Origin of the sequence: Salmonella enterica subsp. diarizonae, assembly GCF_008692785.1 — a bacterium.
In the GTDB taxonomy this organism is placed as follows: Bacteria; Pseudomonadota; Gammaproteobacteria; order Enterobacterales; family Enterobacteriaceae; genus Salmonella; species Salmonella diarizonae.
Map to the genome: position 1 here is coordinate 251,250 of NZ_VXJV01000004.1, position 16,357 is coordinate 267,606.

Consider the following 16,357-nt stretch of genomic DNA (forward strand, 5'->3'; position numbering starts at 1 on the left):
GAGTGTAAGCGCCCTGTCAGGAGCGTAAAAATCAAAGCACATCATTTAAAAGCATATTCACTCAAAGACTAAAAATGAGATGTATTAGCGACGAAAGGAGGAAAGCGTTTGTAACATGCTTACCATCTCATTAATCGTCGATATATTTCTACTATTTTTATTCCAGGATGCGTAGACCTGAATTGACTTAAAAGCCAACTCGGGCGGAGGCTGAATAAATTTAATGTCATATTTACGATAATTTTTATAGAAAAGCGCTAATTTTAAAGGCATCAACGCAATCAATGATGTTCGTTCGATCATGCTCATCAAACCGTTAAGTGAATCACTGCGATAGCCGACAATACGCCTGCCGGTATAATAAAGCTCATCCTTAAATAATTCGCTATCATGATATATCATCGAAGCCCCCATTCCTGGCTGATACAATGCATGACGCGAAGAATAAAAATGATGTAGCGACAGTTGTGACAGAGTACTTAGCATATGTTTACTGCTACAGATACAAACAAACGATTTAAAACTATCAATGACTTGATTCTCAATACCGGATTCCAGCAAAGGTTCAGCGCCAATCAGCAGATCGCCTTGCGCAGTAAACAGAAGCTCGCTGATACGCTCCCGGCTCATATTTCTGACGGAGAAATGATTTATCAGAATACGGTCAAAAATGTCACTGTTATAGAGCTGAGAAAGGTAATAGCTTTCAACAATATCACTGCCTAACAGCGTTATCTGAAATGCTTCATCTTTTTTGCTCTTACTGAGAAAGGTGTCGTCCACCAGTTTCATCACCTGACTGAAATTTTGGTGAATGTCGACAGCCTTAGCCGTGGGGATGAGTCCGCCTTTCCCTCTGCTAAACAGCTCTTCCGGGTAATAACTCTGCAAGCGCTTTAACGCCAGCGAAACGGCAGCCGGCGTAATGCCTAACTTCTTAGCCGCCATAGCCGCATTTCCTGACAAAATAACAGCGTCAAGAATTTTGATTAAATTATAATCAAAGTTCTTGTTGGCACCTTTCGATCCCATTCGCTGTCTGCCTCCGGAAACTAAAAAAAGCAATATAGATAATACTCAAGATAAATCAATTCACAGCATCTAAAAAAGCAATCGTAATGTCATCACATCACGTTTTTTTTAAAATGAGCGTATGCAAACCTGCTGATTAACATCAATTTGTTTATCAGTAAAAACACAATATCAACAAATGAGAGAATATGATGCGTTTAGCAGAGGCCTGGGCGCGTACAGGCAGAAAAAAGCCCGGATAAACACCCGGGCTGAAGAAAAATACAACGGAAAAACGGTTAGCGGGTCAAATCATCAAAGAATTTTTTCACGCCGTCAAAGAAGCTTTTTGAACGCGGGCTGTTTTTCTCCCCCGTCGGGCCGCCAAAACTTTCCTGAAGATCTTTTAGCAATTGCTTCTGTTTTTCGCTCAGACCGACCGGCGTTTCAACCACCACACGGCACAGCAAATCGCCCTGCGCGCCGCCGCGTACGGACTTCACGCCTTTTCCGCGCATACGGAACAGCTTGCCCGTTTGCGTTTCGCTCGGTACTTTCAGCTTCACGCGACCATCTAACGTCGGCACTTCGATTTCACCGCCCAGCGCCGCCATCGCAAAGTTGATCGGCACTTCGCAATAAAGATTATTGCCTTCACGCTCGAAAATAGGGTGTTGTTTCACCTGGACCTGAACGTACAAGTCGCCTGCCGGTGCGCCATGCTCGCCCGCTTCGCCCTCGCCTGCCAGACGAATACGGTCACCGGTATCCACGCCTGCGGGGATTTTAACGGACAGGGTTTTACTCTTTTCAACACGCCCATGACCATGACATTTATGGCACGGATCTTTGATCAGCGTACCGCGTCCCTGACAGTGCGGACAGGTCTGCTGTACAGCAAAGAATCCCTGGCGCATCTGCACCTGACCGGAACCGTGACAGGTCGGACAGGTTTGCGGTTGCGTGCCAGCTTTCGCGCCGCTGCCGTGGCAAACGTCGCACTCTTCCAGCGTCGGAATACGGATCTCTTTGGTCACGCCACGCACCGCTTCTTCCAGGGTGAGATCCATGTTATAACGCAAATCAGCCCCACGCGCCGCACGTTGGCGACCGCGCCCGCCGCCAAAGATATCGCCAAAAACGTCACCAAAGATATCACTGAAATCAGCGCCGCCATTAAAGCCGCCGCCCATACCGCCTTGTTCAAACGCGGCGTGACCATACTGATCGTAGGCTGCGCGTTTTTGCGCATCGGTCAGCACTTCATAGGCTTCTTTAATCTCTTTAAATTTAGCTTCGGCCTCTTTATCACCCTGATTGCGGTCCGGATGATATTTCATGGCCAGGCGCTTGTACGCCTTTTTGATTTCACGCTCTTCCGCTGTTTTGGAAACGCCTAAAATCTCGTAGTAATCTCTTTTCGCCATCTCTTTTTATCTGCCCTTAACATGCATACACGGGCGGAGAGGAAACCTCTTCGCCCGTGCCAGTAATTACCCGTTCAAAGGGCGATTATTTTTTATCTTTTACTTCTTCAAACTCAGCGTCGACAACGTCGTCATCTTTCGCGTTGTTTGCAGAAGCATCAGCGGAGCCAGCCTGCTGCTGCGCATGTTGCTGCTGCGCGATTTCCATCAGTTTCTGGGAAACCTGCGCCAGTTCCTGCATTTTCGCTTCGATAGCGGCTTTATCTTCGCCTTTCAGGGCGGTTTCCAGCGCGCTCAGCGCAGACTCGATAGCGGTTTTGTCATCAGCAGGCAGTTTATCGCCTGCTTCTTCAACCTGCTTACGGGTGCTATGCAGCAGATGGTCGCCCTGGTTACGGGTCTGAACCAGTTCTTCGAACTTACGGTCGGATTCAGCGTTCGCTTCTGCATCGCGAACCATTTTCTGAATTTCTTCTTCGTTCAGACCAGAAGACGCCTTGATGGTGATCTTCTGCTCTTTACCGCTATTTTTATCTTTCGCGGAGACGTGCAGGATACCGTCAGCATCGATATCGAAGGTGACTTCGATCTGCGGCATACCGCGCGGCGCCGGGTTGATGCCATCCAGGTTGAACTGACCCAGAGATTTGTTATCAGACGCACGTTTACGCTCACCCTGCAACACATGGATGGTTACTGCAGACTGGTTGTCTTCCGCAGTAGAGAACACCTGGCTGTGCTTGGTCGGGATGGTGGTGTTTTTGGTGATAAGCGGAGTCATCACGCCACCCATCGTTTCGATACCCAGAGACAGCGGGGTAACGTCCAGCAGCAGTACGTCTTTCACATCACCGGTCAATACGCCGCCCTGTACCGCTGCGCCGATAGCCACAGCTTCGTCCGGGTTAACGTCTTTACGCGGCTCTTTACCAAAGAACTCAGCCACTTTTTTCTGCACCATTGGCATACGGGTCTGACCGCCGACGAGGATCACGTCGTTGATATCAGACACGGACAGGCCAGCATCCTGCAGTGCGACTTTCAGCGGCTCGATAGAACGGTTCACCAGATCTTCAACCAGGCTTTCCAGTTTCGCACGGGTCACTTTGATGTTCATATGCTTCGGACCGGTGGCATCTGCGGTAATATACGGCAGGTTCACGTCGGTCTGCTGCGCAGAAGACAGCTCGATTTTGGCTTTTTCTGCGGCTTCTTTCAGGCGCTGCATTGCCAGCGGATCGTTACGCAGGTCAATGCCCTGATCTTTCTTAAATTCGTCAACGAGGTAGTTGATCAGGCGGGTATCGAAGTCTTCGCCACCCAGGTGGGTATCACCGTTGGTCGCCAGAACTTCAAAGGTTTTTTCGCCGTCTACTTCGTCGATTTCGATAATGGAGATATCGAAGGTACCGCCACCGAGGTCATATACCGCGATAGTACGGTTGCCAACTTCTTTATCCAGACCGTAAGCCAGCGCTGCGGCAGTCGGTTCGTTGATGATACGTTTTACTTCCAGCCCCGCGATACGACCAGCATCTTTGGTTGCCTGACGCTGCGCATCGTTAAAGTAAGCCGGTACGGTGATAACCGCTTCAGTTACCGGTTCGCCCAGATAATCTTCAGCCGTTTTCTTCATTTTCTTCAGCACTTCGGCAGAAATCTGCGGCGGCGCCATTTTCTGGCCTTTCACATCAAGCCATGCGTCGCCGTTGTCGGCGCCGATGATTTTGTACGGCATGATAGAAACGTCACGTTGAACTTCTTCGTCCTGGAAGCGGCGGCCAATCAGGCGTTTAATCGCAAACAGGGTGTTTTGCGGGTTTGTCACTGCCTGACGTTTAGCCGGCTGACCAACCAGAGTTTCACCATCCTGGGTATAAGCAATGATAGAAGGCGTAGTGCGATCGCCCTCGGCGTTCTCCAGCACGCGTGCCTGCGTTCCATCCATGATCGCTACACAAGAGTTGGTAGTACCCAGGTCGATACCAATAATTTTACCCATCTAAACGTCTCCACTAAAAATTCGGTCATCATGTGGTTGTGAATCTGTAATAAGGGCGAAACATACGGTTTCAACTACCCTGAATCGTTTTTTTTCAGACTCACCACTGCGGTTGACTACAAGATGGGGTCGTAACCCACGTCATCAAGGGGGAGATGAAAAAATTTTTTATTGACGAGAGGGAAAGACGGAAAAACAGGCAGATAAACATTCACTAAATAAATTAAACACCAAAATATTATTCACGTAAAAATTGTAATAAAAAGAAAAGATTACAAACCTGAATCGTTGCCACGAGCAGAGTATGATAGACGGTAATTGCTTATTGAACCCGTCAAAGAGAAATTCCATGCGATTTGTGTTAACGATTTCCGCCGGCCTGCTGCTCGGCCTGGCGTTAAGTAGCGTCGCGCGTGCAAACGACCATAAAGTGTTGGGCGTTATTGCCATGCCCAGAAATGAAACGAACGATCTCGCGCTGAAAATTCCCGTCTGCCGCATCGTGAAGCGCATTCAATTCACGGCGGATCACGGCGACATCGAACTTAGCGGCGCATCCGTCTATTTTAAAACTGCGCGTAGCGCCAGCCAAAGCCTGAACGTCCCTTCCTCAATCAAAGAGGGCCAGACAACAGGCTGGATCAATATTAATAGCGATAACGACAACAAACGCTGCGTATCAAAGATTACCTTCTCAGGTCATACGGTAAATTCTTCCGATATGGCGAGACTTAAAGTCATCGGCGACGATTAATCGCTGTTATTTCTATTCCAAAAGCCAGACTGAAAATGAACGTCACCTATTTACACGACGAGGATTTAGACTTTCTTCAGCACTGTAGCGAAGAGCAGCTCGCCGATTTCGCCCGTTTGCTGACGCATAACGAAAAGGGCAAAGCTCGCTTGTCGAGCGTCCTTAGCCATAACGAGCTATTCAAAGCAATGGAAGGTCACCCGGAGCAACACCGCCGTAACTGGCGGCTCATTGCCGGCGAATTTCAGCATTACGGCGGCGACAGTATCGCCAACAAATTGCGCGGACACGGAAAACAGTACCGCGCGATTCTGCTGGATGTCGCAAAACGGCTAAAACTCAAAGCAGATAAAAGCATGTCGACGTTTGAAATAGAACAGCAACTGCTGGAGCATTTTTTACGTCATACCTGGCAGAAGATGGACGCGGCGCATAAGCAGGAATTTCTGCAAGCCGTAGAGGCCAAAGTTTCTGAACTGGAAGATCTGCTGCCGCTGCTCATGAAAGATCGCCGTCTGGCAAAAGGGGTCTCCCACCTGCTTTCCACCCAGCTTACCCGCATTTTGCGTACCCATGCCGCAATGAGCATCCTGGGTCACGGATTGTTGCGCGGCGCAGGTCTCGGCGGCCCGGTCGGCGCGGCGTTAAACGGCATCAAAGCGATGAGCGGCAGCGCGTATCGCGTTACTATTCCGGCAGTGTTGCAAATTGCCTGCCTGCGACGAATGATGGCGGCGATTCAGGCGTGAATGCCCTCACAGGGGAAAATATTTTCTTTTCCCCTTATTAGATCATAGACAGCCCTCTCCCCCCTGATTATTATGCCGCGCCCCGAATACGGAACTCGTTATTTCGGGAAACTATTTCACCATTCAATTATGATGATTTTGAGGAATTATGGGCAACACTAAGTTGGCTAATCCGGCACCGCTGGGCCTGATGGGCTTCGGCATGACCACCATTCTGCTTAACCTGCACAATGCCGGTTTTTTCGCCCTGGACGGTATTATTCTGGCGATGGGGATTTTCTACGGCGGTATCGCGCAAATTTTTGCCGGTCTGCTGGAGTATAAAAAAGGCAATACCTTTGGTTTAACGGCCTTTACCTCTTACGGTTCGTTCTGGCTGACGCTGGTCGCTATCCTGCTGATGCCGAAAATAGGCCTGACGGATGCGCCTGACGCCCAGCTACTCGGCGCTTATTTAGGTCTGTGGGGCGTGTTCACGCTGTTTATGTTCTTTGGTACGCTGAAAGCCGCCCGCGCGCTGCAATTTGTTTTCCTGAGCCTGACCGTCCTGTTCGCTCTGCTGGCGGTTGGCAATATCACCGGTAATGAAGCGATTATCCATGTCGCAGGCTGGGTTGGTCTGGTTTGCGGCGCCAGCGCTATTTATCTGGCGATGGGTGAAGTGCTAAACGAGCAATTTGGCCGTACTATTCTGCCAATCGGCGAGGCGCACTAAATCTCTTTTATTCCTCCCGCACAGGGAGGAATACCCCTACTCTGCAATGCTTGATGGCGCTCGCTTATCAAGCCTACGTTGTACGAAACGTAAAAACGCTGGTCGACGCCGCCATCAGTATCTCCCGGTCAGGCTGACATATTCTCACGTCTGGCGCTTTTCGGACGGAAAGAGGCGACTACTTCCGACGCCGTTTCGACATACGGCCCGTCAAGCAACTGTATGCAATACGGCACACTCGCAAAAATGCCCGGCACAATAACGCTGCCATCGTCCGCTTTTACGCCTTCCAGCGTTTCCTTGATCGATTTTGGCTGTCCAGGCAGATTAAGAATTAACGCCTGTTTACGGATAACGCCCACCTGACGGGAAAGAATGGCGGTCGGCACAAAGCGCAGGCTGATCTGGCGCATCTGCTCGCCAAAACCAGGCATTTCGCGGTCGGCGATGGCAAGGGTCGCGTCCGGCGTGACGTCGCGGCGCGCCGGACCGGTACCGCCAGTGGTCAGCACCAGATGACAGCTCATTTCATCGACCAGTTCACACAACGTTTGCTCGATAATTTCCTGTTCATCAGGAATTAAGCGCCGTTGAACCTCGAAAGGCGTGCTCAGCGCGGAAGCGAGCCACTCCTCAAGCGCGGGAATGCCTTTATCCTGGTAAACGCCGCTTGAAGCGCGGTCGGAGATAGAAACTAAGCCAATACGTAAGGTATTCATAATTATTCCGTTAAAACTGTCACGTTATGCAGAATCATACACGCGAATGGACAGCAATACTAAATCCTCGAACAGGTAAAACATTGGGTGTAGCGGACAGCAGGTTATTGCGCCGGTAAACTACCTGCTCCAGGCGGGAGAGGCACAGGATGCCCACACATTGCTGTATGAAATAGCGCAGCGCGCGCCTCAGTATGGAGACGAACTGATGACGTTAGCAGAACAACTGAAGCAGAAAGGTCGTATGGAAGAGATACAACAAGGGATGCAAACTGGCGAACGTAAAACCTCACGTAAAATTGCCAGGGCAATGCTGAAAAAAGGCATACCGATGGCCGATATCATCGAAACGACCGACGTTAGCGTAGAAGAGATCCCGTCACTGCGGCATTAATAAAAAAAAGCCCGCTCTCAACCGGAAAGCGGGCTATATTGTCATGCAATCCGTTAGTATTACAGCAGATCGCCGATCATTTTTTCCAGTTTTTCCTGGTCTACTGCAAACTTACGGATACCATCCGCCAGTTTGTCAACTGCCATTGGGTCCTGGTTATGCTGCCACAGGAACTCGGCTTCGGTAATGCGTTCCGGACGCGCTTTGACTTCGCCGGAGAAAGAGAGCTTACGCTCAATCGCCCCTTCGCTTTCCGCCAGTTCTTTCAGTAATGCCGGCGCGATAGTCAGACGGTCGCAGCCCGCCAGTTCCAGAATTTCGCCTACGTTACGGAAGCTTGCGCCCATAACCACGGTTTCATAACCATGCTGTTTGTAGTACTCGTAGATTTCCGTTACGGAAACCACGCCCGGATCTTCGGCTGGCGCATAGTCTTTCTTGTCAGTATTGGCTTTATACCAGTCAAGAATACGACCTACGAACGGCGAGATCAGGTAGACGCCCGCTTCGGCGCACGCGCGCGCCTGTGCGAAGGAGAACAACAGCGTCAGGTTACAGTTGATACCTTCTTTTTCCAGCTGTTCGGCTGCGCGAATGCCTTGCCAGGTGGACGCCAGCTTGATCAGGATACGATCGTTGCTGATACCCGCATCATTGTAGAGTTTAATGATACGTTTTGCTTTGGCGATAGACGCGTCGGTGTCATAAGATAGACGCGCATCAACTTCGGTAGAAATACGCCCCGGCACCAGCTTCAGGATTTCCAGACCAATATTCACCGCCAGCTTATCGGTCGCGTCAACAACCTGCTGTGCGCGGTCGCTGCTCTGCTGCTTCGCCCAGGCGACAGCATCGTCAATCAGCTTACGATATTCCGGGATTTGCGCTGCGTTAAGAATGAGAGAAGGGTTAGTTGTAGCATCCTGCGGCTGGTACAGCTTCATTGCCGCGATATCTCCGGTGTCGGCCACTACGGTGGTGAACTGACGAAGGGAGGTCAATTTGTCCGTCATGATAGAGTTTCTCTTTAAACAGCTTGTTAGGGGATGTAACCGGTCTACCCTGATGATAACACGACGCACTCACAGCGCAACCGCCTACATGCACCTGGCTGCCCTTGTAGATTGATTGCGTATCTGCCAACGGTTTATGCGCAATTAAAGGATACCGCCGTATTTATGGTAAACTGCCGTTAATATTAGCCTGACAAGGTCATCCACATCATGGGCCACGCTTATACAGGATCATGAAAGCGTGCCGGCATCAACAAGAGGGACGTTAATGCCTGAGTTTTTCAGTTTTATTAACGAAATACTCTGGGGCTCGGTAATGATTTACCTGCTGTTCGGCGCAGGATGTTGGTTTACCTGGCGTACCGGATTCATTCAGTTTCGTTATATTCGTCAATTTAGCCGCAGCCTGAAAGGGAGCCTTAGCCCGCAGCCAGGCGGCCTGACGTCATTTCAGGCGCTGTGTACCAGTCTCGCAGCGCGGATTGGCAGCGGTAATCTGGCCGGCGTGGCGCTGGCTATCGCCGCAGGCGGACCCGGCGCGGTATTCTGGATGTGGGTCTCGGCCATCATCGGCATGGCGACCTCCTTCGCCGAGTGTTCGCTTGCCCAGCTTTATAAAGAACGCGACCCGACAGGCCAGTTCCGCGGCGGCCCGGCGTGGTATATGGCGCGCGGGCTGGGAATGCGCTGGATGGGCGTGGTTTTCGCCCTCTTTCTGCTCATCGCCTACGGGTTGATTTTTAATAGCGTGCAGGCGAATTCCGTCTCACGCGCGCTCCATTTCGCCTTCAACATTCCGCCGCTTATCTCCGGCATTGCTCTGGCGTTCTGTTCACTGTTAATTATTATTCGCGGCATAAAAGGCGTCGCCCGCCTGATGCAGTGGCTGATTCCCATTATCGCGTTATTGTGGGTCGCCAGCAGCGTGTTCATTTGCCTCTGGCATATTGAGCAAATGCCTGGCGTTATCGCCTCGATAGTCAAAAGCGCATTTGGCTGGCAGGAAGCCGCGGCAGGCGCAGCCGGATATACGCTCACTCAGGCTATTACCAGCGGTTTTCAACGTGGGATGTTCTCTAATGAAGCGGGAATGGGGTCAACGCCTAATGCGGCCGCTGCGGCAGCGTCGTATCCACCTCACCCTGTCGCGCAGGGGATTGTGCAAATGATTGGCGTATTCAGCGATACCATTATCATTTGTACCGCCAGCGCGATGATTATCCTGCTGGCGGGGAATCACGCGTCCCACGCGTCAACAGAAGGCATTCAGCTTATCCAGCACGCAATGGTTTCTTTGACCGGTGAATGGGGCGCCAGTTTTGTCGCGCTTATGGTCATCCTGTTCGCTTTCAGTTCTATCGTCACCAACTACATTTACGCCGAGAACAACCTGTTTTTTCTGCGGTTACATAACGCAAAGGCCATCTGGCTGTTACGTCTTGCGACGATTGGCATGGTCATCGCCGGTACGCTTCTCAGTTTTCCGCTGATATGGCAGCTCGCCGACGTGATCATGGCCTGTATGGCCATTACCAACCTGACGGCGATTTTGCTGCTCTCGCCGGTGGTGTATACCCTCGCCAGCGATTATCTGCGACAACGGAAACTGGGCGTAAGACCACAGTTCGATCCGCAGCGCTTCCCGGATATCGAACCACAACTGGCGCCAGATACCTGGGATGCGGCATCGCGCGATTAAGCCGACAATCGCAACCATTGGTCAACTCTGTGGCGTTTTTTTGCTAAAGTCACAGAAAATTCCCTGCAAGGACTGGATATGCTGATTCTGATTTCACCTGCAAAAACGCTTGATTATCAAAGCCCGCTGGCCACGACCCGCTATACCCAGCCGGAGCTGTTGGATCACAGCCAGCAGCTTATTCACCAGGCCCGCCAGCTTTCGGCGCCGCAAATTGCCAGGCTGATGGGAATTAGCGACAAACTGGCGGATCTCAACGCCACGCGTTTTCATGACTGGCAGCCCCATTTTACGCCGGATAACGCGCGCCAGGCGATTCTGGCGTTTAAAGGCGATGTTTATACCGGCCTACAGGCGGAAACGTTCAGCGACGCGGATTTTGATTTTGCTCAGCAGCATCTGCGAATGCTCTCTGGCTTGTATGGCGTATTGCGCCCGCTGGATTTAATGCAGCCCTATCGTCTGGAAATGGGAATTCGCCTGGAAAATCCGCGCGGCAAAGATCTTTATCAATTCTGGGGAGATATCATTACCGATAAGCTCAACGAGGCGCTTGAGGCGCAGGGCGATCGGGTGGTGGTGAATCTGGCCTCCGAGGAATATTTTAAATCGGTGAAGCCGAAGAAACTGACCGCCGAACTGATTAAGCCCGTGTTCCTTGATGAGAAAAACGGTAAGTTTAAGGTGGTAAGCTTCTACGCCAAAAAAGCGCGCGGACTGATGAGTCGTTTTATTATTGAAAACCGCTTAACAAAGCCGGAACAACTTACTGCATTTAGCAGTGAAGGGTATTTCTTTGATGAAGGAACCTCCACGCAAGACGAGCTGGTCTTTAAACGCTACGAGCAGTAACGACATTGCCCCGTAGGCCCGGTAAGCGACAGCGCCACCGGGCACAACGGTTATTGGCGGGTCATCATCAGCTTACGCAGGGCGGCAAAATCCGCAGGCAGATGATGTGAAAGCAGCGGCAGATCGGCGCGTTCGGCGAGCGCTTCAGGCAACGCCAGCGTTTCCCCCAGAATGGACTCCACGCTCTCTTTAAACTTCGCCGGATGCGCCGTTCCGAGAAACAAGCCATACTCGCCAGGGTTTAACTGGTCGCGCAATGCCCGATACGCTACCGCCGCATGAGGCTCCGAAATATAACCTTTCGCTTTCAGCTCGCGCATCGTCTGCTGTGTCGTAGTATCATCTACCGCCGCATAGCCCAGCTCAGTCAGACGCCAGATTTTACGGCGGAATAGCTCCTCCACGCGCGGCCAGTTATTCGGCTGGCTGACATCCATCGCATTCGACAAGGTCGCCTGCGTCGCTTTCGGCGCCCACTTCCCATCATGCAGGAAACGCGGCACCGTGTCGTTGACGTTGGTGGCGGCGATAAAACGTTTCACCGGTAGACCTAACGACTTCGCCAGCAGTCCTGCCGTCAAATCGCCAAAATTGCCACTGGGTACGGAGATCACCAGTTGATTACGCGCCGCCTGAGGTAATTGCGCCACGGCTTCAAAGTAGTAGCAAATTTGCGCCAGCAGGCGGCTAATATTAATAGAGTTAGCCGAATTCAGCCCCAGAGCCGTTTTCAGCTCTTCGTCATCAAATGCCTGTTTCACCAGCGCCTGGCAAGCGTCGAAATCACCGTCTATCGCCACGGTTTCGATGTTACCGCCCAGCGTACAGAATAGTTTTTCCTGCAACGGACTGATCTTACCGCGCGGATAGAGAATGACGACCCGCACATTTTCCAGGCCATAGAACGCGTGAGCCACCGCCGCGCCGGTATCGCCTGACGTTGCGGTCAGAATCGTCACCGGCTTGTCGCCGCTGAGATGCGTCAGCATTTGCGCCATAAAACGCCCGCCGAAGTCTTTAAATGCCAGCGTCGGACCATGGAACAGCTCCAGGCAGCCGACATCGCTTTCTACCTGCGCTACCGGCGCCGGGAAAGCAAACGCCGCGCGGACGCGCTCTTCCAGAATCTCCTGAGGTATTTCATCGCCAATAAATGCCGAGAGGATCTTTGCGCTACGGCTGACAAAGTCCTGGTTGAGCATCTCATCAATTTCCGTCAGGCTAAACTCCGGCAGGTCGTGCGGAAAAAAAAGTCCCTGCTGCTTGCCCAGCCCTTGCGTGACGGCCTGCGCAAAGCTGACCTGCTCATTATGGTCTTTCAGATTATAGAGTTTCATTGATTATCCCACTACTCGTGCGCCCGCCGTATCCAGCCGGCAAATATGAACAAAGCCTTCCTGATTTTGCAGATAATGTTTGCTCAGCCAGTCCGCGACGCGCTGCGCCGTCTCCGGTTTATCGCATAGCGCAAACAGCGTCGGCCCCGATCCGGAAATCCCGCTCGCCAGCGCGCCGATCTCCGCTACCGCCTGCCGCGCCTGGCTAAAGCCCGGCAGTAAACGCGCGCGGTATGGCTCGGCAATGACATCTTTCATCAGCGCGGCGGCAAGCTGCGGCTGTCGCGAGTAGCAGGCGTGAATAAAACCGGCCAGATGCCGTCCATGCGCAATGCAATCCTGACGGCGATACTGCGCGGGCAAAATAGCCCGAGCTTCTGCGGTGGAAACTTTAATGCCCGGATAAGCCAGTACCCATAGCCACTCATCAAAGCCCGGCACCTGCTGACTAATAATGCCGTTTTCTTCAATCATCAACTGCATACCGCCAAGAAAGCACGGCGCGACGTTATCGTAATGGATGCTGCCGGAGATACGACCTTCCAGCTCGCCCATCAGCGCCAACAGACGCGTGTCGTTTAACGGTTTGCCGCAGTGCTCATTCATCGCGACCAGCGCGGCGACGACGGAACAGGCGCTGGACCCTAACCCGGAACCAATCGGCATATTTTTTTCCAGCGTCATCGCCACCGGGATGGTTTTCCCCAATGCCTGGCAAAAGCGTTCCCAACACTGATAAACAATATTTTCACGCGGCTCCGGCGGCAGTTTATCGGCAAATTTCCCCAGGTTATTCAGACGGAAACTGTCCGCTGCTTCAACGGATACCACATCGCCCAGCAACGCGCCGTCAACGGGCGTGACAGCCGCGCCCAGGACGTCGAAACCGACGCTCATGTTCGCGCTGGAAGCCGGGGCATAAACTTTCACCATGTTAAACTCCTAACTTCCATGAGAGGGTACGTAACAGATCGGCAAATACGCCCGCCGCCGTCACATCATTGCCTGCGCCGTAGCCACGCAGCACCAGCGGCAAAGGCTGATAATAGTGGCTGTAGAACGCCAGCGCATTTTCACCATTTTTCACTTTGAAGAGCGGATCGTTACCATCAACGTCAGCAATCTTCACGCGGCACACGCCATCCTCTTCGATATTGCCAACATAGCGCAATACCTTACCTTCATCACGGGCTTTCGCCACGCGGGCGGCAAACGCGTCGTCAAGCTGCGGTAGATTCGCCATAAAGTCGGTCACATCGCCGGAGGCGTCAAACCCGTCCGGCAGTACCGGCTCAATCACGATATCGGAAAGCTCCAACTCACGGCCCGTCTCGCGGGCGAGGATCAACAGTTTACGTGCCACATCCATGCCGGAAAGATCGTCGCGCGGATCGGGTTCGGTATAGCCCATCTCGCGCGCCAGGGCGGTCGCCTGTGAGAGACTCATTCCCTCTTCCAGTTTGCCGAAAATAAAAGAGAGCGACCCGGAAAGAATACCGGAGAATTTTTGCAGTTCATCGCCCGCATTCAGCAGGTTTTGCAAGTTTTCGATTACCGGCAAACCGGCGCCGACGTTGGTGTCATACAAGAATTTTCGCCGTGATTTCGCGGCGGCGAAACGTAGCTGATGGTAGTAGTCCATCGACGAGGTATTCGCTTTCTTGTTCGGCGTCACCACATGGAACCCTTCACGCAGGAAGTCAGCATACTGGTCGGCCACCGCCTGACTGGAGGTACAATCGACAATTACCGGATTGAGTAGATGATATTCTTTCACAAGGCGAATTAAGCGCCCCAGATTGAACGGCGCGTTCGCTTGCGCCAGTTCCGCCTGCCAGTTCTCCAGATTCAGGCCATGCACATTGGTTAGCAACGCCTTTGAGTTCGCCACGCCGCATACGCGTAGATCGATGTGCTTGTTCTTCAGCCAGGTTTGCTGACGTTTAAGCTGTTCCAGTAGCGCGCCGCCGACGCCGCCAACGCCAATGACAAACACTTCAATCACCTGATCGGTATTGAACAGCATCTGGTGCGTTACCCGCACGCCGGTTGTAGCATCGTCGTTATTCACCACCACAGAAATGGAACGCTCAGAAGATCCCTGAGCAATCGCCACGATATTGATATTGGCCCGCGCCAGCGCGGCGAAAAATTTCGCTGAAATGCCGCGTAGCGTGCGCATACCGTCGCCGACAACAGAGATGATCGCCAACCGCTCAGTGACTGCCAGCGGTTCCAGCAGCCCCTCTTTCAGCTCCAGATAGAACTCATCCTGCATCGCACGCCGGGCACGCGCGCAGTCACTCTGCGGCACACAGAAGCTGATGCTGTACTCAGAGGAGGACTGGGTAATGAGTACCACCGAGATCCCAGCGCGAGACATGGCGGCGAAAACACGCGCCGCCATCCCAATCATCCCTTTCATCCCTGGGCCGGAGACGCTAAACATCGCCATGTTGTTAAGGTTAGAGATCCCTTTAACCGGCAGATCATCATCGTCGCTGGACGCGCCGATCAGCGTTCCTGGTGCCTGCGGATTGCCGGTATTTTTAATCAGACAGGGGATCTGGAACTGGGCGATGGGCGTAATGGTGCGAGGGTGGAGGACTTTGGCACCGAAGTAAGAGAGTTCCATCGCTTCCTGGTAGGACATCGATTTCAGCAGCCTGGCGTCCGGCACCTGGCGCGGGTCACAGGTATACACGCCATCGACGTCAGTCCAGATTTCACAGCAGTCAGCGCGTAAACAGGCGGCCAGAACGGCGGCGGAATAGTCGGAGCCGTTACGGCCCAGCACCACCAGTTCACCTTTTTCATTACCGGCGGTAAAGCCCGCCATCAGGATCATATGATCGGTCGGAATCTGACTGGCGGCGATACGGCGAGTCGATTCCGCGATATCGACGGTAGATTCAAGGTAATGGCCCACCGCCAGCAGTTTTTCTACCGGATCAATCACCGTGACGCGATGTCCACGCGCCTCCAGGAGTCCCGCCATAATAGCGATAGACATTTTTTCGCCACGGCAAATCAGCGCGGCGTTGATGCTGTCCGGGCACTGGCCCAGCAGGCTGATACCATGCAAAACATGTTTGATCTGCGCGAATTCTTGTTCGACGACGATTTTCAACCGTGCAAGCGGGAATCCCGGCTGCGCGTTGGCAAGCCCTGCGAGCAGATCAGAAAAAATACGTTCGGCATCGCTGATATTCGGCAAAACATCCTGGCCGCCGATGGTTTTTTCAATCATCGCCACCAGATGGTTGGTAATTTTCGCGGGGGCGGAAAGTACGGTCGCTACCTGCCCTTGCCTGGCATTGCTTTCCAGAATATCGGCAACACGCAGAAAACGTTCTGCATTTGCCACTGATGTACCGCCGAACTTCAACACTCGCATGGTTGTTACCTCGTGATCTCTGGTCGAAAAAAAAGCCCGCACTGTTCAGGTGCGGGCTTTTTTCTGTGTTTCCTGTACGCGTCAGCCCGCACCGTTACCTGTGGTAATGGTGATGGTGGTAATGGTGGTGGTGCTGATGCGATTCATGGATGTTGTGTACTCTGTCATTTTTATTTGTCTGTCTTGTATTCCTATATTGGTTAAAGTATCTGCCCGCCTAAGTCAATAATTTTTTAAATTGATCACATTCCGAAACTTGTTCATGTGCTGCTGGCGATATATTTATTT

Annotated in this window: 15 protein-coding genes and 1 other annotated feature; of the genes, 6 read left to right on the plus strand and 9 right to left on the minus strand. The window is 52.3% G+C overall.

The window, feature by feature from the left end; genetic code table 11:
- Positions 1 to 84: 84 nt before the first annotated feature.
- The 3 genes from F4V72_RS10255 to dnaK form a co-directional block, all read right to left on the minus strand.
- On the minus strand, positions 85 to 1,032 hold the full coding sequence (locus F4V72_RS10255) for a LysR family transcriptional regulator (RefSeq protein ID WP_023245626.1): 948 nt from the start codon (positions 1,030 to 1,032) through the stop codon (positions 85 to 87).
- Positions 1,033 to 1,310: 278 nt separating this feature from the next.
- The gene (gene dnaJ, locus F4V72_RS10260; protein ID WP_001119011.1) at positions 1,311 to 2,438 is read right to left on the minus strand and encodes a molecular chaperone DnaJ; all 1,128 of its coding nucleotides are present in this window, start codon (positions 2,436 to 2,438) and stop codon (positions 1,311 to 1,313) included.
- An 85-nt stretch (positions 2,439 to 2,523) separates the two neighbouring features.
- Positions 2,524 to 4,440: a molecular chaperone DnaK gene (gene dnaK / locus F4V72_RS10265; RefSeq protein ID WP_000516126.1), complete on the minus strand. Its 1,917-nt coding sequence runs from the start codon at positions 4,438 to 4,440 to the stop codon at positions 2,524 to 2,526.
- A 349-nt stretch (positions 4,441 to 4,789) separates the two neighbouring features.
- On the opposite strand from dnaK, the gene F4V72_RS10270 reads away from it, so the two are divergent.
- From F4V72_RS10270 to satP, 3 genes are all read left to right on the plus strand, one after another.
- A complete protein-coding gene (locus F4V72_RS10270) occupies positions 4,790 to 5,194 on the plus strand; it encodes a DUF2541 family protein (protein ID WP_053529509.1) in 405 nt (134 codons plus the stop codon).
- A gap of 35 nt (positions 5,195 to 5,229) precedes the next feature.
- On the plus strand, positions 5,230 to 5,943 hold the full coding sequence (gene msyB, locus F4V72_RS10275; RefSeq protein ID WP_023245624.1) for an acidic protein MsyB: 714 nt from the start codon (positions 5,230 to 5,232) through the stop codon (positions 5,941 to 5,943).
- Between the two features lie 148 nt (positions 5,944 to 6,091).
- The gene (gene satP, locus F4V72_RS10280) at positions 6,092 to 6,658 is read left to right on the plus strand and encodes an acetate uptake transporter (RefSeq protein ID WP_053509888.1); all 567 of its coding nucleotides are present in this window, start codon (positions 6,092 to 6,094) and stop codon (positions 6,656 to 6,658) included.
- A 128-nt stretch (positions 6,659 to 6,786) separates the two neighbouring features.
- Here satP and mog read toward each other — a convergent pair whose 3' ends face one another.
- The gene (gene mog / locus F4V72_RS10285; protein ID WP_023245623.1) at positions 6,787 to 7,377 is read right to left on the minus strand and encodes a molybdopterin adenylyltransferase; all 591 of its coding nucleotides are present in this window, start codon (positions 7,375 to 7,377) and stop codon (positions 6,787 to 6,789) included.
- Positions 7,378 to 7,585: 208 nt separating this feature from the next.
- On the opposite strand from mog, the gene F4V72_RS10290 reads away from it, so the two are divergent.
- A complete protein-coding gene (locus F4V72_RS10290; RefSeq protein WP_136058498.1) occupies positions 7,586 to 7,771 on the plus strand; it encodes a hypothetical protein in 186 nt (61 codons plus the stop codon).
- Between the two features lie 59 nt (positions 7,772 to 7,830).
- Here F4V72_RS10290 and tal read toward each other — a convergent pair whose 3' ends face one another.
- Entirely contained in the window at positions 7,831 to 8,784 is a 954-nt protein-coding gene (tal, locus tag F4V72_RS10295; RefSeq protein ID WP_023245621.1) for a transaldolase, read from the minus strand.
- A 268-nt stretch (positions 8,785 to 9,052) separates the two neighbouring features.
- On the opposite strand from tal, the gene F4V72_RS10300 reads away from it, so the two are divergent.
- Both F4V72_RS10300 and yaaA read left to right on the plus strand, forming a co-directional pair.
- Positions 9,053 to 10,483: an alanine/glycine:cation symporter family protein gene (locus tag F4V72_RS10300; protein ID WP_070801412.1), complete on the plus strand. Its 1,431-nt coding sequence runs from the start codon at positions 9,053 to 9,055 to the stop codon at positions 10,481 to 10,483.
- Between the two features lie 78 nt (positions 10,484 to 10,561).
- A complete protein-coding gene (yaaA, locus tag F4V72_RS10305; RefSeq protein WP_023245619.1) occupies positions 10,562 to 11,335 on the plus strand; it encodes a peroxide stress protein YaaA in 774 nt (257 codons plus the stop codon).
- A 50-nt stretch (positions 11,336 to 11,385) separates the two neighbouring features.
- Here the strand turns inward: yaaA and thrC are convergent, their stop codons facing one another.
- The 4 genes from thrC to thrL form a co-directional block, all read right to left on the minus strand.
- Positions 11,386 to 12,672 (minus strand): threonine synthase, encoded by a 1,287-nt coding sequence (thrC, locus tag F4V72_RS10310; protein ID WP_023245618.1) that lies wholly within the window; start codon positions 12,670 to 12,672, stop codon positions 11,386 to 11,388.
- Positions 12,673 to 12,675: 3 nt separating this feature from the next.
- Complete coding sequence (thrB, locus tag F4V72_RS10315) at positions 12,676 to 13,605, minus strand: homoserine kinase (RefSeq protein ID WP_023245617.1); 930 nt, start codon at positions 13,603 to 13,605, stop codon at positions 12,676 to 12,678.
- 1 nt (position 13,606) lies between these two features.
- Complete coding sequence (thrA, locus tag F4V72_RS10320; protein WP_023245616.1) at positions 13,607 to 16,069, minus strand: bifunctional aspartate kinase/homoserine dehydrogenase I; 2,463 nt, start codon at positions 16,067 to 16,069, stop codon at positions 13,607 to 13,609.
- Between the two features lie 25 nt (positions 16,070 to 16,094).
- Positions 16,095 to 16,215: a sequence feature (Thr leader region), on the minus strand.
- Positions 16,151 to 16,216 carry a thr operon leader peptide gene (gene thrL, locus F4V72_RS10325; RefSeq protein ID WP_001575544.1) on the minus strand — a complete coding sequence of 22 codons (66 nt, stop codon included), beginning with the start codon at positions 16,214 to 16,216 and terminating at the stop codon, positions 16,151 to 16,153. (Overlaps the previous feature by 65 nt.)
- Between the last annotated feature and the right edge of the window lie 141 nt (positions 16,217 to 16,357).